This is a genomic window from Micromonospora sp. NPDC050397, from assembly GCF_044901685.1.
GTDB lineage: Bacteria > Actinomycetota > Actinomycetes > Mycobacteriales > Micromonosporaceae > Micromonospora_G.
This window is the reverse complement of record NZ_JBJDPS010000003.1, coordinates 76,469-99,202: the sequence shown is the minus strand read 5'-3', so window position 1 is coordinate 99,202 and position 22,734 is coordinate 76,469. Positions and strand designations below refer to the sequence as shown.

The following is a 22,734-nucleotide window of genomic DNA, read 5'->3' as shown; positions in this document are numbered from 1 at the left end:
CCTTATTGACGAACCCGGGGTTCCTCATGTTCGCCACCTACCTGATCGGCCTGCGTGAGGGCCTGGAGGCCACCCTGGTGGTCAGCATCCTGGTCGCCTTCCTGGTCAAGTCGGACCGCCGGGACCGGTTGCCGCAGGTGTGGGGTGGGGTGGCCGCCGCCGTCGCGCTCTCGGTCTTCTTCGGCTGGCTGCTCGAATACACCAGCACCACGCTGCTGGCGGACTCCGCCGACCGGGAGCTGTTCGAGGCGGTGACCTCGGTGGCCGCGGTCGCCTTTGTCACCGCGATGATCTTCTGGATGCGCCGGGCGGCCCGGTCGCTCAGCGGCGAACTGCGCGGCAAGCTCACCGAGGCGCTCGCCGTCGGCTCCCTCGCGGTTGCCCTGATGGCCTTCCTCGCCGTGGTCCGGGAGGGGCTGGAGACCGCGCTCATCTTCTACTCGGCGGTGCAGGGAGCGGACGTCGACGGCGGCCCGCTCTACGCGCTGATCGGCGGGGTGGTCACCTCGGTCGCGATCGGCTACCTGCTCTACGCCAGCGCGGTCCGGATCAACCTGACCCGCTTCTTCACCTGGACCGGCGCGCTGCTGATCCTGGTCGCCGCCGGCATCTTCAAGTACGGCACCCACGACTTCCAGGAGGCCGGCGTCCTGCCCGGCATCAAGCGTGTCGCGTACGACATCTCCGGTGTGCTCGACCCGAGCACCTGGTACGGCACCCTGCTCAGCGGCATGTTCAACATCACCGCCTCGTCGACCGTGCTGGAGGTCGTCGCCTGGGTCGCGTACGCGGTCCCGGTGTTGATCCTCTTCCTGCTTCCCGGACGCCGTGCCTCCGGGACCACCCCCGCCACCGTCGGCGCCACGACCGGTCCGGCCACCGCCACCCGGTCCGCCTGAGCGCGGCACCCACCCGCCTCTGTTCCGAACCGCAAGGAGAACTCGCATGCGTACCACCCGACTCGTGGCGCTCGCCGCCGCCGGTGTGCTCGCCGGTGCCGGCCTGGCCGGCTGCGGTGCCAAGGACGACGCCGGCACCGCCGCCGCCGGGGGGCCGATCAGGGTCAAGGCCACCGACACCGCCTGCGAGGTGGCCGAGACCGAGGTCGGCGCCGGTACGGTCGTGTTCAGCGTGACCAACTCCGGGGCCAAGGTGACCGAGTTCTACGTCTACGCCGCCGGTGACCGGGTGATGGGCGAGGTGGAGAACGTGGTGCCCGGCCTCAGCCGCGAACTGCACGTCGAACTGCCCGCCGGCACGTACGAGACGGCCTGCAAGCCGGGCATGATCGGCAAGGGCATCCGGGGCGCGTTGACGGTCAGCGGCTCGTCCGCCCCGCTCACCGACGACGCCGCGCTGGCCAGCGCGACCGACAGCTACCAGCGGTACGTCCGCAGCCAGACCGGCGCGTTGCTGGACAAGACCACGGAGTTCGTCGACGCGGTCAAGGCCGGTGACGTCGCGGGGGCGAAGGCGCTCTTCCCGGTGGCCCGTACCTACTGGGAGCGGATCGAGCCGGTCGCGGAAATCTTCGGTGACCTCGACCCGAAGATCGACGGCCGGGAAGAGGTGATCGAGGAGGGGATGGAGTTCACCGGCTTCCACCGCCTGGAGAAGGATCTCTGGACCACCGGCGACATCAGCAAGGACGGCCCGATCGCCGACCGGCTGCTGGCCGACGTGAAGGAGATCGTGACCAAGGCGAACGCGGAGCGGCTCTCCCCGCTCAACCTGGCCAACGGCGCCAAGGAACTCCTCGACGAGGTGGCGACCGGCAAGATCACCGGCGAGGAGGACCGCTACTCGCACACCGACCTGTGGGACTTCAACGCGAACGTCGAGGGCTCCAAGGCGGCCGTCGCCGCACTGCGCCCGGTGCTCACCGAGCGGGCCCCGGAGCTGGTCACCTCGCTCGACGGCGGTTTCGCCACGGTCGACAGCACGCTCGCCGAGCACCGGGCCGGCGACGGCTGGAAGCTGCACAACGAGTTGAGCCAGGCCGAGCTGAAGGACCTCTCGGACGCGATCAACGCGCTCGCCGAGCCGATCAGCAAGGTCGCGGCGGTCGTCGCCAAGTAGGCCCGGCGGCTCGGTCGGTACGAGCGCCGGCGGCACGGTCGCACGAGAGCGTGGCGGTGCAGTCGGCACAGGAGCGCGGCGGCTCGTCTCAAGTGTGGGTGTGGCGGTCAGAGGAGGTGGGCGGTGTCGGAGAACCGGGTGTCACGTCGCCGGGCGATCGGGCTGGCCGGCGCGGCCGGTATCGCCGGCGCCGGGGTCGCGGGCGTGACCGGTGCGCTGCTGCACGGAGCGCTCGACCCATCGCCGCACGCGGCCGCCTCGCCCTCGGACGGGGTGCAGTTCCACGGCGATCACCAGGCGGGCATCACCACCGAGGTGCCGGACCGACTCCACTTCGTCGCGTTCGACGTGATCACCAAGGACCGGGCCCGGCTGGTCGAGCTGCTCCAGGACTGGAGCGCGGCCGCCGCCCGAATGACCCTCGGCCAGGACGCGGGGCCGGTCGGTGCGGTGAAGGGGGCCCAGGAGGCGCCGCCGGACGACACCGGTGAGGCGCTCGGCCTGCCGCCGTCCGGACTCACCCTGACCGTGGGGTTCGGGCCGTCGCTGTTCCGGGACGCCGACGGCCGGGACCGGTTCGGCCTCGCCGACCGGCGCCCGGCCGCCCTGGCCGAGCTGCCGAAGTTCCCCGGCGAGGCGCTGCGCCCCGAGATATCCGGCGGTGACCTCTGCGTGCAGGCGTGTGCCAACGACCCGCAGGTGGCCGTGCACGCGATCCGGAACCTGGCCCGGATCGGCATGGGCGTGGTGAGCGTGCGCTGGTCCCAGCTCGGCTTCGGGCGTACCTCGTCGACGTCCCAGCACCAGGCCACGCCGCGCAACCTCTTCGGCTTCAAGGACGGTACGGCCAACCTGAAGGTCGAGGAGACCGACCTGCTCCGCGAGCACCTCTGGGTCCAGCCGGGGGACGGACCGGACTGGATGACCGGCGGTTCGTACCTGGTCACCCGCAAGATCCGAATGATCATCGAGACCTGGGACCGTACCTCCCTCGGTGAGCAGGAGGAACTGGTCGGTCGGGCCAAGGGCAGCGGCGCGCCGCTGGGCCAGCGGGACGAGTTCCAGCCGATCGACCTCGGGGCGACCGGGCCCGACGGGCAACCCCGGATCGCCGAGACCGCGCACGTACGGCTGGCCCACCCGGACCGTCACAACGGCGCGCGGCTGCTCCGGCGGGGTTACAACTACGTGGACGGCTCGGACGGGCTGGGCCGGCTCGACGCCGGGCTGTTCTTCATCGCGTACCAGCGGGACCCGCGTCGGCAGTTCGTGCCGATCCAGACGGAGCTTGCTCGTCACGATGGGTTGAACGAGTATCTACGTCACGTATCCAGTGGTCTCTTTGCCTGCCCGCCGGGCGTACAAGATCGGGGCGATTTCTGGGGGCGCGCACTCTTTGACTGATCGGCGGGGTGGTGCCGGTCCCACGAACGTGAACGGGGATGGAATATTAATGCCATGAGAGCCCGGGTACTGGTGGTCGACGACGACCCCGCGCTGGCCGAGATGCTCGGCATCGTGCTGCGCAGCGAGGGTTTCCTGCCCTCCTTTGTCGCCGACGGGGAGCGGGCGCTGGCCGCGTTCCGCGACAGCCGCCCCGACATCGTCCTGCTCGACCTGATGCTGCCGGGGATGAGCGGGATCGACGTGGCGCGGTCGATCCGGGCCGAGTCCGGCGTACCGATCGTCATGCTGACCGCGAAGAGCGACACCGTCGACGTCGTGCTGGGCCTGGAGTCGGGCGCGGACGACTACGTGGTCAAGCCGTTCAAGCCCAAGGAGCTGGTGGCCCGGATGCGGGCCCGGCTGCGCCGGGGCGAGGACGCCGCGCCGGAGCTGCTGACCATCGGCCCGCCCGGCAACCAGATCAACATCGACGTGCCGGCACACACGGTCAGCCGGGACGGCGAAGAGGTCAAGCTGACCCCGCTGGAGTTCGATCTGCTGGTCGCGCTGGCCCGCAAGCCTCGGCAGGTCTTCACCCGGGAGGTCCTGCTGGAGCAGGTCTGGGGCTACCGCCACGCGGCCGACACCCGCCTGGTCAACGTGCACGTGCAGCGCCTGCGAGCCAAGATCGAGCCGGATCCGGAGCGACCCGAAATCATCCTCACCGTGCGCGGCGTGGGTTACAAGGCGGGCACCGGATAGCCTGGGTGCCACTGTGGCCCACCCCATCGTTCCCCAGCTCCTGACCCGCGTCGGCACCGCCGCGCGGGAGGTCTGGCGTGTCGCGTTCGCCCGGACCAGGGCCTTCGGCGCCGGCCTGCACCAGACCTGGCGCCGGTCTCTCCAACTCCGTGTCGTCAGCATCACCCTGGTAGCGTCGAGCCTGCTGGTGGGCGGGTTCGCGGTGCTGGTCGCCGAGCGGATCACCAACATCCTGCTCGACAACGCCACCGCCGACGTGAAGGAAAGGCTGGAGAACGGCCGGAACTACGCGGAGAGCCAGATCAGCGTCTACCCGGTGTCGTACGCGCCGAAGCTCGGCGCCACCTTCGAGGCCACCGCCCTCTACCTGGCCGGCAACGACCCCGAACAGGTCGCCGGTGTGGTGGTCGCGCTCCAGGCGGACCGCTACCCGAGCATCCCGGCGGCCACCTCGCCGGCCCGGGTCGACGTGGGTCCGATGATCAGTAAGGAACTGCGGGAGCGGGTGGTCGGCGGCGAGGTCGCGCACCAGATCCAGACCGGCGACCTCGACGCCGGTACGGCGAAGTACCTCGTCTACGGCTCCCCGGTGCCGACCAAGTTCGGTCAGGTGGAGCTCTACTACTTCGTGCCGTTGACCCGGTGGGACAAGATCGCGGAGGAGTCCCGGTCGACCGTGGTGGCCACCGGGATCACCCTGGTGCTGCTGCTCGGCCTCCTCTCCGCGCTGGTCACCCGCCTGGTGGTCAATCCGGTACGGGTGGCCTCCCGGACCGCCCAGCGGCTCTCCGCCGGCCTGCTCGACCAGCGGATGGTGGTCAACGGCGAGGACGACCTGGCGCTGCTCGCCGCCTCGTTCAACCAGATGGCGACCAACCTCCAGCGGCAGATCGTCCGGCTGGAGGAGATGTCCCGGTTGCAGCGCCGGTTCACCTCGGACGTCTCGCACGAACTGCGTACGCCGCTCACCACCGTACGGATGGCGGCCGACCTGATCTTCGCGGAGCGGGACGAGTTCGATCCCGCCGTGGCGCGCAGCGCCGAACTGCTCCAGGCCGAACTGGACCGGTTCGAGGGGCTGCTGACCGACCTGCTGGAGATCAGCCGCTTCGACGCCGGCTTCGCCATGCTCGACGCGGAGCCGACCGATCTGGTCCCGGTGGTGCACCGGGTGGTGGACCGGCTCGACGGACTTGCCGCCCGGCTGGGCGTACCGCTGCGGATGACCACGCCCGACCTGCCGGTGATCGCCGAGGTCGATCCCCGCCGGGTCGAGCGGATCCTGCGCAACCTGGTCGGCAACGCGGTCGAGCACGGCGAGGGGCGTCCGGTCGAGGTGGTGCTCGGCGTGGACGAGCAGGCCGTGGCGATCACCGTGCGGGACCACGGGGTGGGGCTCAAGCCGGGTGAGGAGAAGCTGGTCTTCAACCGGTTCTGGCGGGCCGACCCGTCCCGGGCCCGGCAGACCGGCGGGACCGGGCTCGGGCTGTCGATCAGCCTGGAGGACGCCCGGTTGCACGGTGGCTGGCTCGAAGCCTGGGGGGCGCCCGGTCAGGGTGCGCAGTTCCGCCTCACCCTGCCGGTCCGGGCCGGCGACCGGCTCACCTCGGCACCGCTGCGACTGGTGCCGGGCGACGCCACGATCGTCCCGGTGTTGCAGGTGCCGAACGCCCCCCGGCTGGCGATCGGGCCGGGGGCGACACCGGCGCAGGGGACGGAATCCGGGCCCGAGGGGTCCGACCACCCGGCCGAATCACCGGTCGGCGTTCCGCGTACGGAGGTGACCAGGTGAACCGGCCCGTCATGCCCGCCGCGACGATGGCGCTGCTGCTCTGTGTCGGGCTGGCCGGCTGCGGCATCCCGGCCGAGACCGAGGTTCGGGTGGACGGCAGGGGACCCCAGTCCGGGCTCGGCACCGGCCTCGGCTCGACGCCGAGGCTCCCGCTGCGGACGGACACCACCGATCCGGCCCAGTTCACCGCGAACTACCTGGCCGCCGCCGCCGAGGGGGGCGAGGCCGCCGAGGTCTACAACCGGGTGAACGGCTACATCCCGGACGACGACGGCGGCAAGCTCAAGCCGAAGGCCGGCGGCGAGCCGGTGATCAACATCGTCCGGCTGAAGGGTGCTCCGAAGTCGGAGAACATTTCGGACGCCAATGGCTGGACCGTCACCATCCAGGTCCAGCAGGTCGGCGTACTGCGGGCCGACGGGTCGGTGGGCGAGCCCGAGCTCACCGAGGAGAGCTACGTCTTCACCATCCGCGAGGTGACCACCACCGTCGGCGGCACGACCCAGCCGCTGGGCGGGGTGTGGATGATCAAACCTCCGCCGGTGCTCCTGCTCAGCACGGACGCGCTGGAGACGTACTACAACCACCGGACGATCTACTTCTGGAACGCGGCGCGTACGACGCTCGTGCCCGACCCGCGTTATCTGCCCAAATCGCTGCCCCGGGAGTCACAGGCGACCGAGATCCTCGGCTGGCTGATCGGCGGCCCCACGCCGTGGCTCACCTCGGCCGTCGTGCCGCTGCCCGAGGGGACCAGCAGGATCGGCAACGTCCCGAACCCCGGGGACCGTCTGGAGGTCAACCTCGCCGTACCGGCCACCGAGGTGGACGACGACACCGAACTGGACCGCCTCTTCACCCAGCTTGCCTGGTCGCTGCTGCCGACCGACTCGGACATGCCCAACGGTGAACTGGAGCTGAAGATCCAGAGCCAGCGGCGCAAGGTGGAGGATGTCGACGACTACCGCCGCGACCACCCGCTCTACGGGATCAGTGGGAGCCCCAAACGCTTCTGCGTGTTCGGCGGGGTGGTCTACCCGCTCCGGGTGGAGAACGAGGCGATCCAGGCCGTACCGGTCGATCCGGAGCAGAACCACGACGTCCACTCCGCCGCCTTCGCCGGTGACCCGGGCCACGCGGAGGTGGCGTTGGTGATCTCGACCGGGGAGCGGTTCGCCCTGCGCGTCGCGACCGGGGCCGCACCGTTGTCCAGGTTCGAGCAGACGCGGACGTTCGGGACCATGGACCGCCCGGTCTGGCTGTACGGGAGCGACCTGCGCCCGCTGATCGGGCTGGTGGTGGCCGACGGTGAGCTGTACCGGTTCGACGACCGGGCTCAGCTCGTGAAGGTGGTCGTGCCGGGGGTCTCCGGTCGGATCAGTGGTGTCGGGGCGGCGCCGGACGGGCAGCGGGTCGCCGTCGTCGCCGACAACGCGCTGTATCTCGCGGCGCTGAACACCGACGGCCCGACGGTCACCGTCGGTCGGGCTCGCCGGGTGGCGACCTCCGTGACGCCGGTGACCGGGGTCGACTGGACCGGCGAGAGCACGCTCGCGGTGGCCGGGTCACAGCCGGGCCGGTCGTCGGTGATCCAGACCGTCCGGCTCGACGGGGCGTTCGAGTACCCGGCGGAGGACACGTACGGCGCCGTACGGCACCTGTCGGCGTACCCGGACACCCCGATGCACCGGGTCTCGCCCGGCCTGATGTTCGAGGCGAACGGTGTCGCCACCGCGGCGAGCCTGCAGATCCGCAAGGAACAGGTGAGCATGCCGGCGACCTCGTCGAACACGTCGGACCGGCCCAGCGCCCCGTTCTTCTGGTACTGAGCCTCGTCGAAGCCGGGTGGAGTCGGATGACCGGGATCTGGGCCGACCTGACCGATCTGGTGCTACCGGCCGAGTGCGCCGGTTGCCGGGTGGGTCGCACCGCACTCCGCAACGGCGTCTGTACGCGCTGCGCCAGTGCGCTCCAGGAGCTGCGTCCCGCCCCGGCTCGGCCGACGCCGGCTCCGCCGGGGCTGCCCGACTGTGTGGCGCTCGGGGCGTACCAGGGTGAGTTGCGGGAGACGCTGCTGGCGTACAAGGAACGGGGCCGCCATTCGCTGGCCCGGCCGCTGGGTCGGTTGCTCGCCGAGGTGGTCGCCGAGGTGGTCGCCGAGGCGGCGGGCGCCCCACGGCCCGTGCTGTTGATCCCGGTGCCGACCACCGCCGCGGCGGTCCGCGCCCGGCACGGTGACCACCTGCGCCGGCTGGCCCGGCACGCGGCGCACCGGCTGCGGTCGTCGGGTTGGTCGGTGGTGCTCGGATCGCCGCTGCGCGCCCTGCCCAGGCCGGATTCGGCCACGTTGGACAGTGCCGGTCGGGCGGCGGCGGCCCGGCAGGCGTTCGCCCAGCGGGCGGGGCGGCTGCCGACGCTGCGACGGGTGGCCGCCGGGCGGTTCGTGATCGTGCTCGACGACATCGTCACGACCGGGGTGACCCTCGCCGCGGTGACCGGCTCGCTCCGGGCCGCCGGGGTACGGGTGGACGCCGCCGCGGTGTTGGCGGCAACGATCCGACGGGCCCAGTGGTAACGGTACGTGCAGGCGATTTCACACGATCGTGCCACAAGTGAGTGTTTCAAAAGGTTCTTGGTAGCGGGGGGTGACTATAGACGGGACAGGAGTTAGCGTTTTGTTCACCGGGGGTATGAGGGACTCCACCCCGCCCCGGGCATGAGAAAGGAGGCGGCGTCATTCTCGACCGGTCAGTGCCGAAGGAAGAACTCCTGGGGGCAGCCTGGCCGGGTTTTTTGGTTTCTGGACCGTCCGGACACAGGAGGTCACGCATGGATGTCGTGGTCAAGGGCCGTAATGTCGAAGTCCCCGAGCACTACCGGGTGCATGTAGCCGACAAGCTCGCGAAGATCGAACGCTACGACCACAAGCTCATTCGAGTCGACGTCGAACTGTCCCACGAACGCAACCCGCGACAGGCCGACAACTGTCAGCGAGTGGAAATCACCTGCGTATCGCGAGGACCGGTGGTCCGCGCGGAGGCGTGCGCCAAGGATTTCTACAGCGCGTTGGACGTCGCGATAGCCAAGCTGGACACCCGGCTGCGCCGGGCCGCCGACCGTCGCCGGGTACACCGTGGCCGGCACGCGCCGATCTCCGTCGCCGCCGCGACGGCCGGCCTGCCGGTGGCCGACCTCGGCGGCAGCGCGCTCGCCACCCTGACCCGCGAAGCCGACCACCGTGAGTCGTCGGCGTCCGACCCCGACCCGTACGACGAGTACGACGCCCACGAGCCGGGTCACATCGCACGGGCGAAGCTGCACCCGGCCGAACCGATGACGGTCGACGACGCGCTGTTCCAGATGGAACTCGTCGGGCACGACTTCTACCTGTTCCTGGACAAGGAATCGGGCCGGTCCAGCGTGGTCTACCGCCGTAAGGGCTACGACTACGGCCTCATCGCGCTCGCCGAGTAGCGCGGCCGCCGAGCGGTCCGCCCGGCCGGCAGGACACCGTCCAGCGGGGCCGGACCAACGCTCGACGGCGGGACGTACCAGTTCACAGACCCAGGAACACCGGTCGGCCGTACGGGCTCCAGCGGTTGCACCGCCCGTGCGGCCGGGCCGGGGGTTGTCGTCCGCCGACCCGGCTCGGTCCGGCCGTCGACCCCGCTCCGGCTCGGCTCAGTCCGCCAGGTCCCGCGCCAGCAGGGCGAAGAGCACGTCGTCGGCCCGATCCCCCGCGGGGCCGGGCAGCCGGCCGCGTTGCAGTCCCTCGCGCCGGAAACCGGCCTTTTCCAAGACCCGTTGGGAGCCCCGGTTCTCCGGCGCCGCCCCGGCGACCAACCGACTGATGCCGGTTTGGTCGAACGCCCAACGAGCCAGCAGCCTCGCGGCCCGGCTGGGGTAACCGTGCCCCCGCCACTCGGGTCGCATGGCGTACCCGATCATGGCCTGGCCGGTCTCCGGCTCCTGGTAGTAGAGCGCGATCTCGCCGGTCGGCTGGCCGGTCGCGGCGTCGAGGATGAGCAGGTCGGCGCGAGCGCCGGCCAGCCAACGGGCCGCCGCCTCCGCGCACCTGCGCCCGACCTGGGCGCGATCCGGTGCGATCGGCGGCACGCTGTGCGCCACCACCTCCGGCAGACTGTGCATCCGATGGACGAAGTCCGCGTCGTCGGCGGCCAGCGGGCGTAAGGTGACCACCCCGTCGGTGAGCGTGCCGCCGGGCAGGTCCGGCAGGACCCGGGTCACCGGACCGGGTGGGTCGTCGGCCAGTCGGGCCCAGGCGACCAGGTCGTGCCGGCTGCCGTCCGGTCGGCTGCCGAGACCGCGCCGTACGCCCTCGCGTCGGAAATCGCTGGCCAGCGCGACCCGTTGGCTGGCCGCGTTCTCCTGCTCGGTGAGGAGTTCCAGGCGGGCGAAGCCATCGCCCAGCGCCCGCTCGGCGAGCGCCCGTACGGCGGCGGTGACGATCCCCCGTCCCCGGGCCCAGGGGGCGAGCCAGTAGCCGACCTCACCCTGTGCCCGGGCCGGCACCACGTGGTCGAGGCCGATCCCGCCGAGCAGGCGGTCGTCGGCCGGGTCGGCGATCGCGTACGCCGCACCGCCCCGGTCCCAGACCGCCGCCGTACCCTCGCTGATCCACCAGTGGGCGTCGGCCACGGTGTACGGGTCGGGCAGGTGCGGGAGGAAGCGCCGGGTCAGCGGGTCTCCACAACCCGCGACGAGTCCGTCCGTGTCCTGGTCCCGGAACAGACGAAGTCGTACCCGGTCGGTCTCGATCGTCTCGCGGTCCACCTCGGGCCGGCTCACGGGTTCGGGTCGGGACCGGAGGTCGGTACGGGACCGCCGGTCGGCAGCAGCGCACCGACCCAGACGTCGACCCGGGCGCCCCGGTGCGGGATGCCCTGCCGGGCGATGCCCTCGACGGTGAAGCCCGCCTTCTCGGCCGCCCGCCGCGAGGCGTCGTTGCCCAGGTGCGCCCGCCATTCGATCCGCCCGACGCCGAGGCTGCCGAAGGTCCAGGCGCAGACGGCGGCCAGCCCGCGCGAGCAGTAGCCACGCCCACGGGCGTGCGGGGCCACCAGGTAGCCGACGTCGGCCAGCCCTGGATCGTCGGCGGCCAGCCGGACCTCGATGGTGCCGGCGTAGTTGTCGTCCGGGTCGGCGATGACAAAGACCGCGCCCCTGCCCCGGGCCCAGCGGTCGGAGGTGTAGCGGTGTGCGTAGAACTCCGCGTCGGAGCGCTGGTACGGGTCCGGCACCGTGGTCCAGCGCACCGTCTCCGGGTCCCGGCAGGCGGTGACGATGGCGTCGAGGTCCCGTTCCTCCGGCTGGCGCAGCCGGATCTCGCCGTCTCCGACGGTGGCGAAGAGCACCGGCTGGGGGCGTCCGAAGACCGCGGCCCGGTGTGCCACCAGCGAGCCGTGCGCGGCGGCCCCGCCCGAATGGCCGGCACCGGCCGCCCCGGCGCTGCTGTCGGCCAGGTCGCCGGGGAGCAGCGAACCGATCCAGCCGTCGGCGCTGCCGAGCGGGTGCGGGGTGGCCAGCCTGAGCTCGCCCTCGATCCGGAAGCCGGCCCGGAGTGCGACCAGCCGCGACGCGTGGTTGCCCACCTCCGCCTGCCAGACCAGGCGACGCAGGCCGACTTCCCGGAACGCCCACCGGGCGATCACCCGGGTGGCCCGGGTCGCGATCCCCGCGCCCCGGGCCCACGGGGCGGTCCAGTAGCCGACCTCGGCCGAACGCAGGCTCCGGTCGATCGAGACCAGGCCGCAGGAGCCGAGCAGTTCACCGGTGGCGGCGTCGCAGACCGCGAAGTGGGCACCGGTGTCGTCGGCCCAGGCCGTGGGCGCGATTTCGGTGACAAAACCCTCCGCGTGTTCCAGCAGGTACGGGGAGGGAACGGAAGTCCAACGCCGGATGTCCGGATCCTGGCAGGCCCGGTGGACATCGGCCGCGTCCGTCGGCGCCCAGGGGCGGAGCAGCAGGTCGTCCTCGACGATCTCCACGGGCTTCACGCCGGCCATCTTGCCGGAGAGTTCGCGCTGGGCGTAACCGGATTTGGCGTGTCCGGTCCGACCTATAGGGTGAATTGTCCGGTTTGTTGATCTGGGTCGCCGGCACGGCTGCCGAATGCCCCGGCGGAGCGCCTACGATGGTTCGGCAGACCGTCTAGGGGAGCGTTGATCCGTGTCGATACTCGAAAAGTTCCTCCGCGCCGGCGAAGGCCGCATGGTGCGGCGGCTGAAGGCCGTCGCCAATGCCATCAACTCGATCGAGGACGACTATGTCGATCTCACCGACGAGGAGCTCAGGGGCCTGACCGACCAGTACCGGCAGCGGATCGCCGATGGCGAGACCCTCGACGACCTGCTGCCGGAGGCGTTCGCCACCGCCCGTGAGGCCGCCGCCCGGGTGCTCGGCCAGCGCCACTACGACGTACAGATCATGGGCGGCGCCGCGTTGCACTTCGGCAACATCGCCGAGATGAAGACGGGTGAGGGCAAGACCCTCACCTCGGTCCTGCCGGCGTACCTGAACGCGCTGTCGGGCAAGGGCGTGCACATCGTCACGGTGAACGACTACCTCGCCGAACGTGACGCGGCCTGGATGGGCCGGGTGCACGAGTTCCTCGGCCTGACCGTCGGGGTGATCCTGCCCAACCGCCCGGCCAGCGAGCACCGGGCCGCGTACGCCGCCGACATCACGTACGGCACCAACAACGAGTTCGGCTTCGACTACCTCCGGGACAACATGTCCTGGTCGCAGGAGGAGCTGGTCCAGCGCGGGCACAACTTCGCGATCGTCGACGAGGTCGACTCGATCCTGATCGACGAGGCGCGTACCCCGTTGATCATCTCCGGCCCGGCCGAACACTCGGCCCGCTGGTACGGCGAGTTCGCCGGGGTGGTCGCCCGGCTCCAGCCCGGCAAGGACGGCGAGGGCGACTACGAGGTCGACCACGCCAAGCGGACCATCGCCGTCACCGAGCGGGGCGTGGCCAAGGTCGAGGACCGGCTCGGCATCGACAACCTGTACGAGTCGGTCAACACGCCGCTGGTCGGTTACCTGAACAACGCGATCAAGGCCAAGGAGCTCTTCAAGCGGGACAAGGACTACATCGTCAGCGAGGGCGAGGTCCTGATCGTCGACGAGTTCACCGGTCGCATCCTGCACGGTCGTCGGTACAACGAGGGCATGCACCAGGCGATCGAGGCGAAGGAGGGGGTGGAGATCAAGCAGGAGAACCAGACCCTCGCCACGGTCACCCTGCAAAACTACTTCCGCCTCTACAGCAAGCTCTCCGGCATGACCGGTACCGCGCAGACCGAGGCCGGCGAGTTCCAGAAGGTCTACAACGTCGGCGTGGTGTCGATCCCGACCCACCGGGCGATGGTCCGGATGGACAAGCCGGACGTCATCTACAAGACCGAGAAGGCCAAGTTCAACGCGGTCGTCGAGGACATCGCCGAGCGCCACGCGATCGGGCAGCCGGTGCTGGTCGGCACGGTCTCGGTGGAGAACTCCGAGATCCTTTCCCAGTTGCTGCGCCGCCGGGGCATTCCGCACGCGGTCCTCAACGCCAAGTTCCACGCCCGCGAGGCCGAGATCATCGCCCAGGCCGGGCGCAAGGGCGGGGTCACCGTCGCGACCAACATGGCCGGCCGGGGTACGGACATCCTGCTCGGCGGCAACGCCGAGTACCTCGCCGCGAACGAGCTGCGCCAGCGTGGCCTGGACCCGGTGGAGCACGAGGAGGACTACGCCAAGGCGCTGGAGGAGATCCTGCCGCGCTGGAAGCAGGCGTGTGACGAGGAGGCCGAGGAGGTCACCGACGCCGGTGGCCTCTACGTGCTCGGCACCGAGCGGCACGAGTCGCGCCGGATCGACAACCAGTTGCGCGGTCGGGCGGGCCGGCAGGGCGACCCCGGTGAGTCCCGGTTCTACCTCTCGCTCCAGGACGAGCTGATGCGGCGGTTCCGGGCCGGTGCGGTCGAGGCGGTGATGGAGCGCTTCAACATCCCCGAGGACGTGCCGATCGAGTCGAAGATGGTGACCCGGCAGATCAAGAGCGCGCAGGCCCAGATCGAGGGCCAGAACGCCGAGGTCCGCAAGGACGTCCTGAAGTACGACGACGTGATGAACAAGCAGCGCCAGGTGGTCTACGCCGAGCGGCTGCGGGTGCTCAACGGCGAGGACCTGAGCGACCAGGTCCAGCACATGATCGAGGACACCGTCACCGCGTACGTCACCGGTGCGACCGCCGACGGTTACGCCGAGGACTGGGACCTGGACCAGCTCTGGTCCAGCCTGAAGCAGCTCTACCCGGTCGGGGTCACCATCGACGACCTGGTGGAGGAGGCGGGCGGCGAACGGAACAGCCTCGACTCCGACTTCCTGCTCGCCCGAATCCGGGAGGACGCGCAGGCCGCGTACGCCCGGCGCGAGGAGGAGCTGGGCAGCGAGGCGATGCGCCAGCTCGAGCGGATGGTGTTGCTCCAGGTCATCGACCGCAAGTGGCGCGAGCACCTCTACGAGATGGACTACCTCCGCGAGGGCATCAACCTGCGGGCCTACGCCCAGCGCGACCCGGTGGTCGAGTACCAGCGTGAGGGCTTCGACATGTTCGCCACCATGATGGACGGCATCAAGGAGGAGACCGTCGGCTTTCTGTTCAACCTGGAGGTCCAGGTCGAGTCGGAGGGCCAGCCGGCGGGGGCCGAGGACGCGCCGGAGGTCGTGCTCGACCAGGCCCCGGTGGAGATCCGGGCCAAGGGACTGGCCCGCGCGCCGCGCCGGCAGGGGTTGCAGTACTCCGCGCCGGTGATCGACGGCGAGGCGGGTGCCGGTGGCGTGGTCCTGGAGCGTCAGGAGCCGCAGGCACCGGCCCTCGGTGTCGGGCGCCAGACGCCGCCCACGCCTTCGCCCGCCGCCCGCCGCGCTTCGGCACCCGGGCAGGCGGTCGGCGGTGAGGGACCGTCCCGCAACGCGCCCTGCCCGTGCGGCTCCGGCCGCAAGTACAAGCGCTGCCACGGCTCACCGACCGGCTCCTGATCGTCCGTACCCGCCACCGCCGGCCGGCGGACGGGGAGACAAGACCGAAACCGGGTCCGTCCGGACCACCGCGAGGTGGTCGGGGCGGACCCGGTCGGCATTCCAGCCACCCTGCCGGGCCACCCGCTCAGGGCACCCGAGCGACGGTGCTCAGCCAGTTTCCGCGTCCTCAGAGCACCCGAGCGACGGTGCTCAGCCAGTTGCCACGTCGCCGTTCCAGCCGGAAGGCCATCGCCCAGCACCGCCCGTCCGCCGTCAGTACGGCGGCAGCCTCGGCGATCCCCGGACGGGGCTCGTTGACCCGCAGTCGCCGTAGCCGCACCAGATCCGGGGTGCGGGCGCGTTCGCCGACGCGGCCGGTGCCGACCGGGTCGACGCGGCCGGTGCCGCGACGGGCCGGTCCACGCACGACCGGGTCGGGCCGGCGCGGGCGTCGGTCGGCCAGCCGCCGGGTGGCGGCGACCAGGTGATCGGTGATCGCCATGGCCTCGGCGCCGCTGGCCAGTGGCCGGACGTGGCTGGCCGGTCGGTAGCCGTTGAGGATTTCCAGGCAGGTGCCGAGGAACCGGTGTGCGGCCTGCCGTGCCTCGGCCGACGCGCCGGCCAGCGCCTCCGGCGGCAGTGCGGTTGCCCCGGCCGCGCCCGTCGTGACGGCGGTGCCGGTGGAAACCGCGGTGCCGGTGGAAGCGGCGGTGCCGGTGAAGGCGGCGTCCGGCCCGCCGGGCGTGCCTGTCGAGCGGGAAGCCGGCGGTAGCGGTCGGGGCGGCCAGCTCCGTTTTGCGCCCCGTCCGCCGGGCGGCTTCGGCGGTGCGGCGATCGGGAGCAGGAGTTGCCCGGCGAGCCCGACCGGCCAGTTCGCCCCGGGTAGTTCGTCGTCGAACGGTGGGTCGAGGGGTGGCACGGCACGCAGTCGTACGGCGGGGCGGGCGAGGGGCCGGGTCCGTACGACGGCCATGTCGGTCCTCTCTCGACGATCCGGATGACGGTTTCGCGCTCGCCGGGTCGGCTATTGATCTTGCGTTTGCTTTCGTTTGCCTCCGACTGATTACATTAGTAGCGAACGATGGCTGGCCGGTCAAGGTTCTTCGGGTAGCGGGGGACGGGGGAGACGCCATCGTTCGGGCGTCACCCCTCGGGAACCAGGTGGAGCTACTCCGGCTCGCGCTCGACCAGCGGGTTACCGCGCACCCAGGCGGCCGTCTCGGCGTACTTCTGCTCGATGTAACGCTCCAGTTGGGCCCGCTCGACCCGCCACTGGCCCCGGCCACCGATCTTGATCGCGGGCAACTCGCCACTGCGCACCATGTGGTAGACCTGCGAGTCGGAGACGTTCAGCTCGGCGGCGACGTCGGACAGCAGCAGGAACCTGGGCTCCACGAGTGACTCCCGGTGAGGGTGGTGTTCGCTTCAGTTTGCCACCGACCACCGACGGACGCGTAGGACCGCGTACGACCCGGTATGCCCGGGTGGTGCGTTGCTGATCGGACACGGTCGGGAGGGGCGCGTCGCCGGTGCGGGACGGCGAGGTGTATGACAGGGACGGCGCCGGAGCCGGCCGGCGTCGCCGGCCGGGGCGAGTGGGGAGACGATGACGGTGCGCGGAGAACTGGTGCGGGTGTACCTCCCGGCTACCTTGCCGATGCTGGCCGCGCTGCGCAAGCAGGGCACGCTGGCGGTGGGTGAGGCGCACGCGGTGACGCCGATGCTGCGCGAGTGGTACGCCGAGGGCGACGAGGAGGAGTTGGAGTACGTCGCCTTCACCCGCGCCGCCCAGGACGCGCTGCCCCTGCTCCAGGAGGATCCCGGGGCGCCGCGCCGACGCGTGGTCATCTCGGCGGACCTGCCGCCCGGCCGGGTGCAGCGCGGCACGGGCGAACTCGGCTCCAGCGCCGTCCGCGTGGACGGCCCGCTGGAGGTGGCCAGCGTCGCCGCGATCCACCTGGACGACGACGACGCGGTCGCCGACGTCACCGCCGCGGTGGCCGTGGTGACCTCCGCGCTGGCCGGCGACGAGGACGCGCAGTTCACCGTCGACAGCGTCGAGGACCACGAGTTGGCCTGGTACGACGCCTCCGAACTGGACGAACTCGGCTGACTCGCCAGCGTCCCCGCTTTTCCGCGCGTCGGTGCGGGCGGTCGCGGCGCTCAGGGACGGGCCGCGTCCGACTCCGCCCGCCGGCCTCCCCGCCGCTGCGGCTCGACCTCGTCGCCCCACCCGATCTCGTCGTCGTCAACCCCGGTGAGCTCGCCGTCGACCCTCTCCGCTGCCGCGACCTCGGCGCTCTTGCCGTCCTCGCCGTTCTTCGCGTCCTCGCCGTTCTTGGCGTTCTTGGCGTTCTTGGCGTTCTGGCCCTCCCCGGCGCCCTTGCCGTCCCGGGTGTCTCCGTCGTTCCCGTTGTCCCCGTCGTTCCCGTTGTCCCCGTCGTTCTCGTTGTCCCCGTTGTCCCCGTCGTCTCCGGTCCGGGGACCGTCCGGCCGCACCGAATCGGTGTCGTCGTCCAGCGGCTCGCCCGTCGTCGGCTTCAGGGTGCGTCCGAAGGCGATGAGCGCGGTGAGCGCGCCCACGAAGAGCACCCAGAGCGCCTGGTCGAACCGGAACTCGCTGAGCGAGTCCTGTAGCCCCTGGTCGACCTCGCTGAGCGAGCCGGCGGCGGCGAGCAGCCGGGCCCCGGCGGTGTGGGTGAGCAGTTCGGCCGCGAGCAGGAGCAGGCCGGGGCCGGCGCCCGCGACCAGGTAGGCCGGCCAGCGCGGCAGGGTCGCCGCCGGGTTCAGCGCGACCGTACGTCGGCGGGCCCAGCTCAGGTACGCGAAGACCAGCAGCCCGGCCACCAGCCCGCCACCGATCGACCCGGTACGCGAGAACCACTCCAGCGCCCCGGTCTGCGACTGGTCCGTGTCGCCGTACCCGTACAGGTCGAGCAGTGGGTCCTTGAAGATGTTCAACAGCGTGTTGATCATGAACACGGCCAGCCCGGCGGTGACCACGGCGCCCACCACCGGCACCGCGCGTACGCCTCCGGCGATCCCACCGACGGTGGCCGCCGCCGCCACGGTCCCGGCCAGCACCGTGATCGAGTCGCCGTCGCCGTAGCTCAGGGTCACCGTCAGCGCGGCCAGCAGCCCGACCAGCAGCCCGGCACCCACGGCCAAGGCGAACCGGGGCGTGCTGCGGTGTACGCCGCGCCGGGTGAGCAGGTTCGCCACCACGACCGCCGCCCCGGCACCACCGACCATGCTGGCCGAGATCAGACCGGGCAGGGCGAGCGCCGCCATGGCGATCACGATCGAGTTGATGTCGGAGGAGGTGATCTCGGCCTGGCCGATCCAGAGCATCGCGGCGAGCCAGCCGAGCGCCAGCAGGGCGAGGCCGAGCGCGGCGGGCGCGAACGCGGGCGCGGTGGCGCCGCTGCCCGGTTCCGACTCGGCCGCGTCGACGGCCGGCCGATCGGGGGGCGAGACCGCGGTGCTGCCGGACTGTGTGCTCATCGTCTCCCCTTCGACGGGTACCCGGCCGCCACGCCGGTGGGACGGCGGGGACCCGGGCGCGGCGCGAATCGGCCGCCGGGCTTCTCAGCGTACGTGGCTCGCCGTCGCGGCCCGCGCGCCCACCTGCGTGGACCGGCGCCGACCGGGCGCTGCCGGGTCGTGCCGTGATCAGCGAGACCCGGGGTACGTGGGAGGATTGGCGCAGGTCCCATCCCCGGGCAACCGGCACCCCCGGCGAACGGGTCACGGCGACCGGCCAACCGGCCGGCAGAGGTGGGTCCGGTTTCGCCGACGTTGTCGAGATCGCTCAGGAGCATGTGATGGACGCCGTTTTTTCCGTACCCGAGCCGCGTAACGAGCCGGTCCGCGACTATGCCCCGGGAAGCGCCGAGCGGGCCAGCCTGCAACGGCGGCTCGGCGAGCTGGCCGCGGAGCGGCTGGAGCTGCCGATGACCGTTGGTGGCCGGCAACGGATGGCTGCGGGTGCCGCGATCGACGTCGTTCAGCCGCACCGGCACCAGCACGTGCTGGGGGTGACCCACAACGCAACCAACGCGGATGCTCAGGCGGCGGTGACGGCCGCCAAGCAAGCTGCCCCGATGTGGCGTAGTTTGTCCTTTGCTGACCGTGCTGCCGTGTTTCTCCGGGCGGCCGAGTTGCTCTCCGGGCCGTGGCGGGACACGCTCAACGCCGCGACCATGCTCGGCCAGTCCAAGACCGCGATCCAGGCCGAGATCGACGCCGCCTGTGAGCTGATCGACTTCCTCCGGTTCAACGTCCACTTCGCCCGCAAGCTCCTCGCCGAGCAGCCGAACTCCTCGGCCGGGGTGTGGAACCAGTTCGACCACCGGCCGCTGGAGGGCTTTGTCTACGCGGTCACCCCGTTCAACTTCACCGCCATCGCGGCCAACCTGCCGGCCGCGCCCGCACTGCTCGGCAACACCGTGGTCTGGAAGCCGGCGCCGACCCAGCAGTTCGCGGCACACTTCACCATGCGGCTGTTCGAGGCGGCCGGCCTGCCGCCCGGCGTGATCAACATGGTCACCGGGCACGGCATCGAGGTCTCCGAGGTGGTGCTCGCCGACCCGGACCTCGCCGGCATCCACTTCACCGGCTCGACCAAGGTCTTCCAGCAGCTCTGGCGGACCGTGGGGGAGAACCTCGGCGGCTACCGGGGTTACCCGCGCCTGGTCGGCGAGACCGGTGGCAAGGACTTCGTGATCGCGCACAGCAGCGCCGACGTGGATGCCCTGCACACCGCCCTGGTCCGAGGCGCGTACGAGTACCAGGGGCAGAAGTGCTCGGCCGCGTCGCGGGCGTACGTGCCCCGGTCGCTCTGGGAGGGCGGGCTGCGCGACCGGCTCGCCGCCACGGTGGAGTCGCTCGCGTACGGCGACGTCACCGACTTCTCCAACTTCGGCGGCGCGGTGATCGACGCCAAGGCGTTCGCCCGGCACACCGCCGCCCTGGACATGATCAAGAGTGCCGACAGCTGCCGGGTGCTGGCCGGCGGCAGCGCCGACGACTCAGTCGGTTACTTCGTCCGGCCGACCCTGCTCGAATGTGACGACCCGGGGCACGAGGTCTTCACCACCGAGTACTTCGGCCCGATCCTCGGCGTGCACGTCTTCGACGACGCCCGTTTCGAGGACGTGGTGGCGCAGGCCGAGTCGGTCGCCCCGTACGCGCTGACCGGTTCGATCTTCGCGACCGACCGGCGGGTGCTGGACTGGGCGAGCGAGGCGCTCCGGTACGCCGCCGGCAACTTCTACCTCAACGACAAGCCGACCGGCGCCGTGGTGGGACAGCAGCCGTTCGGCGGCGCCCGGGCCAGCGGGACCAACGACAAGGCCGGCTCCTGGCACAACCTGGCTCGCTGGATCTCCCCCCGAACCATCAAGGAAACCTTCGTCCCCGCCACCGACCACCGCTACCCCCACATGCACTAACCCCCCTGCTTCCACCCCCTCTCCCCCTCCCCTTCCGCCCCCTTCCCTCCGCCGCGCCCCCCACCCCCTCGTTTCGCGATCTAGGGCTAATCCGCGTTACTTGATCTCCGATCACGCCGATTTGCCCTAGATCGCGGGCGGCGGGAGGGGGAGGGGGCGGGGAGGGGGAAGTGGCGGTGTGGGTGGGGGGAGGGGGCCGGGTGGGTGGTTCTTGTGGTGGGTTCTTGGAATGTTGGGCGGAATGCCGGAATTGTGGCGTACTCTACGCCGCAGCGTAGGTTCGTGCGTGGAGAGTGGTCCGGGGGCGGGGAGTGGGTCACCCGTACGGGTGGTGTCGAGCCCGCCGAACGGACGGCGACATCGATCATCCTCACTGGACAGTCTGCCACGGACAGTGCACAGTGGAGTACAACCTCCCGCAGATCATGCCAAATCCTAGACGCGACGGCGCCAAAGTGGCAGCGTAAAGGGCATGGCGGATTCAGGAATCAACCCAACGGCGGCAGCCCTGCTCGGGCTGCTCCACGAAGGACCAATGACCGGTGGCCAGTTGATGGCCGCCGCCGAACGACGGCTGATGCCGTACTGGTCGATGACCCGGAGTCAGGTGTACCGGGAGCTTCCGGTGCTGGCCGACCAGGGACTCGTCCGGCTTGGCAAGCCCGGCCCACGCTCCAGCCAGCCGTACGCGATCACCGCGGCCGGAAAGCGGACATTCTCCCGCTGGCTGACCGAGATCCCCGGACGTGACACCGTCCGCAACCCGACCGCGCTGCGGGTCGCCTTCGGCGAGCAGCACTCGGCCAACCAGTTGCGCAACCTTTACAGCGGGGCGAACGAGTACCACACCGAGGCCCTCGCGATGGCCCGGGAGCAGGCCAAGGACGCGAAGAAGGCGGGCGACTCGTACGGCGCGGCGGCGCTCGAGTTCGCCGTCCAGTACCACAAGGCGGCGCTCTCCTGGTTGAAGACGGCACCGGCCAGTTGATCTCGTACGGGCGGTGGTTGCCGTGGCGGTGGGCTGGTTGCCCTGACGGTCGCTATTCTTGACGGTTGTGACCGCTGCCGATTACGCCGACCAGCTCAAAGACCTCGATGCCACGCTCCGCAGCATCGAGGCAGTCCTCGATGTCGACCGGCTGCGCCAGGACAAGGTCAAGCTCGAAGAGGCGGCCTCCGCACCCGACCTGTGGGATGACCAGGCCCGGGCCCAGGAGGTCACCTCCCAACTCTCCTACGTCAACGGGGAGATCGAGAAGCTGTCGACCCTGCGCAGCCGCCTCGACGACGCCAACGTGCTGCTGGAGCTGGCCGAGGCCGAGTCCGACCCCGGGGTGCTCACCGAGGTCGAGGCCGAGATCGGTGGCCTCGGCAAGGCCATCCAGGAGATGGAGGTGCGCACCCTCCTCTCCGGTGAGTACGACTCACGTCAGGCGTTGGTCGCGATCCGGGCCGGTGCGGGCGGGGTGGACGCGGCCGACTTCGCCGAGATGCTGCTCCGGATGTACCTGCGCTGGGCGGAGCGGCACGGCTACCCGACCGAGGTCTACGAGACGTCGTACGCCGAGGAGGCCGGGCTGAAGTCGGCCACCTTCGCGGTCAAGGTGCCGTACGCGTACGGCACTCTCAGTGTTGAGTCGGGCACCCACCGGCTGGTCCGGATCAGCCCCTTCGACAACCAGGGGCGGCGGCAAACCAGCTTCGCCGGGGTCGAGGTGCTACCCGTGACCGAGCAGACCGACCACATCGACATCGCCGAGAACGAGATCCGGGTGGATGTCTACCGGTCGTCCGGACCAGGTGGACAGAGCGTTAACACGACCGACTCTGCGGTACGGATCACACACCTGCCCACCGGCATCGTGGTGACCTGTCAGAACGAGAAGTCCCAACTCCAGAACAAGGCCTCCGCGATGCGGGTGTTGCAGGCCCGACTGCTGGAGCGCAAGCGCCAGGAAGAGCAGGCCAGACTGGCCGGTCTGAAGACCGACGCGGCCGGTTCCTGGGGCGACCAGATGCGCTCCTACGTGCTGCACCCTTATCAGATGGTGAAGGATCTGCGAACTGAGCAGGAGACCGGCAATCCGGCCTCGGTCTTCGACGGCGAGCTGGACGGCTTCATCGAGGCCGGGATCCGTTGGCGCAAGCAGCGTCAACTCGCGGGCGAGGCGGCCTGAGCGGCGGCCCGTCGAGGCGCTGACGGCGTCGGCGGCGGGCCACTCCTTT

18 protein-coding genes are annotated in these 22,734 nt (G+C 70.9%); 13 read left to right on the top strand and 5 right to left on the bottom strand.

Annotated features, from left to right (window positions below):
• Positions 1–5 precede the first annotated feature (5 nt).
• The 8 genes from efeU to hpf all read left to right on the top strand — a co-directional run bounded on the left by efeU (position 6) and on the right by hpf (position 9,493).
• Positions 6–899 carry an iron uptake transporter permease EfeU gene (gene efeU / locus ACI2K4_RS11470; RefSeq protein WP_404510414.1) on the top strand — a complete coding sequence of 298 codons (894 nt, stop codon included), beginning with the start codon at positions 6–8 and terminating at the stop codon, positions 897–899.
• 46 nt (positions 900–945) lie between these two features.
• On the top strand, positions 946–2,079 hold the full coding sequence (gene efeO, locus ACI2K4_RS11465; protein ID WP_404510413.1) for an iron uptake system protein EfeO: 1,134 nt from the start codon (positions 946–948) through the stop codon (positions 2,077–2,079).
• Positions 2,080–2,202: 123 nt separating this feature from the next.
• Positions 2,203–3,483 carry an iron uptake transporter deferrochelatase/peroxidase subunit gene (gene efeB, locus ACI2K4_RS11460; protein WP_404510412.1) on the top strand — a complete coding sequence of 427 codons (1,281 nt, stop codon included), beginning with the start codon at positions 2,203–2,205 and terminating at the stop codon, positions 3,481–3,483.
• Positions 3,484–3,537: 54 nt separating this feature from the next.
• Positions 3,538–4,227 (top strand): MtrAB system response regulator MtrA, encoded by a 690-nt coding sequence (gene mtrA, locus ACI2K4_RS11455; RefSeq protein WP_404510411.1) that lies wholly within the window; start codon positions 3,538–3,540, stop codon positions 4,225–4,227.
• A gap of 115 nt (positions 4,228–4,342) precedes the next feature.
• Positions 4,343–6,019: an MtrAB system histidine kinase MtrB gene (gene mtrB / locus ACI2K4_RS11450; RefSeq protein ID WP_404511746.1), complete on the top strand. Its 1,677-nt coding sequence runs from the start codon at positions 4,343–4,345 to the stop codon at positions 6,017–6,019.
• Positions 6,016–7,848, top strand: a complete 1,833-nt coding sequence (locus ACI2K4_RS11445; protein WP_404510410.1) for an LpqB family beta-propeller domain-containing protein — start codon at positions 6,016–6,018, stop codon at positions 7,846–7,848. The genes mtrB and ACI2K4_RS11445 overlap by 4 nt, the downstream gene beginning before the upstream one ends.
• Positions 7,849–7,874: 26 nt before the next feature.
• Complete coding sequence (locus tag ACI2K4_RS11440; RefSeq protein ID WP_404510409.1) at positions 7,875–8,594, top strand: ComF family protein; 720 nt, start codon at positions 7,875–7,877, stop codon at positions 8,592–8,594.
• Between the two features lie 254 nt (positions 8,595–8,848).
• Entirely contained in the window at positions 8,849–9,493 is a 645-nt protein-coding gene (hpf, locus tag ACI2K4_RS11435) for a ribosome hibernation-promoting factor, HPF/YfiA family (protein WP_404510408.1), read from the top strand.
• A gap of 207 nt (positions 9,494–9,700) precedes the next feature.
• Here the strand turns inward: hpf and ACI2K4_RS11430 are convergent, their stop codons facing one another.
• A complete protein-coding gene (locus tag ACI2K4_RS11430) occupies positions 9,701–10,813 on the bottom strand; it encodes a GNAT family N-acetyltransferase (RefSeq protein ID WP_404510407.1) in 1,113 nt (370 codons plus the stop codon).
• An 11-nt stretch (positions 10,814–10,824) separates the two neighbouring features.
• Positions 10,825–12,045, bottom strand: coding sequence for a GNAT family N-acetyltransferase (locus ACI2K4_RS11425; RefSeq protein ID WP_404510406.1), 1,221 nt, complete (start codon positions 12,043–12,045; stop codon positions 10,825–10,827).
• 163 nt (positions 12,046–12,208) lie between these two features.
• Here ACI2K4_RS11425 and secA point away from each other — a divergent pair, with 163 nt between their 5' ends.
• Entirely contained in the window at positions 12,209–15,073 is a 2,865-nt protein-coding gene (gene secA / locus ACI2K4_RS11420; protein WP_404510405.1) for a preprotein translocase subunit SecA, read from the top strand.
• A 169-nt stretch (positions 15,074–15,242) separates the two neighbouring features.
• Here the strand turns inward: secA and ACI2K4_RS11415 are convergent, their stop codons facing one another.
• Both ACI2K4_RS11415 and ACI2K4_RS11410 read right to left on the bottom strand, forming a co-directional pair.
• A complete protein-coding gene (locus ACI2K4_RS11415; RefSeq protein WP_404510404.1) occupies positions 15,243–16,028 on the bottom strand; it encodes an Rv3235 family protein in 786 nt (261 codons plus the stop codon).
• A 194-nt stretch (positions 16,029–16,222) separates the two neighbouring features.
• A complete protein-coding gene (locus ACI2K4_RS11410; RefSeq protein WP_404510403.1) occupies positions 16,223–16,450 on the bottom strand; it encodes a helix-turn-helix transcriptional regulator in 228 nt (75 codons plus the stop codon).
• Positions 16,451–16,661: 211 nt separating this feature from the next.
• On the opposite strand from ACI2K4_RS11410, the gene ACI2K4_RS11405 reads away from it, so the two are divergent.
• Positions 16,662–17,168, top strand: a complete 507-nt coding sequence (locus ACI2K4_RS11405; protein ID WP_404510402.1) for a DUF6912 family protein — start codon at positions 16,662–16,664, stop codon at positions 17,166–17,168.
• 50 nt (positions 17,169–17,218) lie between these two features.
• Here ACI2K4_RS11405 and ACI2K4_RS11400 read toward each other — a convergent pair whose 3' ends face one another.
• Positions 17,219–18,559, bottom strand: a complete 1,341-nt coding sequence (locus ACI2K4_RS11400; protein WP_404510401.1) for a hypothetical protein — start codon at positions 18,557–18,559, stop codon at positions 17,219–17,221.
• 320 nt (positions 18,560–18,879) lie between these two features.
• Here ACI2K4_RS11400 and pruA point away from each other — a divergent pair, with 320 nt between their 5' ends.
• From pruA to prfB, 3 genes are all read left to right on the top strand, one after another.
• Entirely contained in the window at positions 18,880–20,508 is a 1,629-nt protein-coding gene (gene pruA / locus ACI2K4_RS11395; RefSeq protein WP_404510400.1) for an L-glutamate gamma-semialdehyde dehydrogenase, read from the top strand.
• Positions 20,509–20,980: 472 nt separating this feature from the next.
• On the top strand, positions 20,981–21,496 hold the full coding sequence (locus ACI2K4_RS11390; protein ID WP_404510399.1) for a PadR family transcriptional regulator: 516 nt from the start codon (positions 20,981–20,983) through the stop codon (positions 21,494–21,496).
• Between the two features lie 67 nt (positions 21,497–21,563).
• Positions 21,564–22,685, top strand: coding sequence for a peptide chain release factor 2 (gene prfB / locus ACI2K4_RS11385; RefSeq protein WP_404510398.1), 1,122 nt, complete (start codon positions 21,564–21,566; stop codon positions 22,683–22,685).
• Positions 22,686–22,734 lie beyond the last annotated feature (49 nt).

Bases quoted from the DNA above. Each gene is read 5' to 3' on its own strand.
- efeO (WP_404510413.1), top strand. From the start codon at position 946: ATGCGTACCACCCGACTCGTGGCGCTCGCCGCCGCCGGTGTGCTCGCC.
- ACI2K4_RS11415 (WP_404510404.1), bottom strand. From the start codon at position 16,028: ATGGCCGTCGTACGGACCCGGCCCCTCGCCCGCCCCGCCGTACGACTG.
- hpf (WP_404510408.1), top strand. From the start codon at position 8,849: ATGGATGTCGTGGTCAAGGGCCGTAATGTCGAAGTCCCCGAGCACTAC.
- mtrA (WP_404510411.1), top strand. From the start codon at position 3,538: ATGAGAGCCCGGGTACTGGTGGTCGACGACGACCCCGCGCTGGCCGAG.
- ACI2K4_RS11405 (WP_404510402.1), top strand. From the start codon at position 16,662: ATGACGGTGCGCGGAGAACTGGTGCGGGTGTACCTCCCGGCTACCTTG.
- pruA (WP_404510400.1), top strand. From the start codon at position 18,880: ATGGACGCCGTTTTTTCCGTACCCGAGCCGCGTAACGAGCCGGTCCGC.
- ACI2K4_RS11440 (WP_404510409.1), top strand. From the start codon at position 7,875: ATGACCGGGATCTGGGCCGACCTGACCGATCTGGTGCTACCGGCCGAG.
- ACI2K4_RS11390 (WP_404510399.1), top strand. From the start codon at position 20,981: ATGGCGGATTCAGGAATCAACCCAACGGCGGCAGCCCTGCTCGGGCTG.
- ACI2K4_RS11425 (WP_404510406.1), bottom strand. From the start codon at position 12,045: ATGGCCGGCGTGAAGCCCGTGGAGATCGTCGAGGACGACCTGCTGCTC.
- ACI2K4_RS11400 (WP_404510401.1), bottom strand. From the start codon at position 18,559: ATGAGCACACAGTCCGGCAGCACCGCGGTCTCGCCCCCCGATCGGCCG.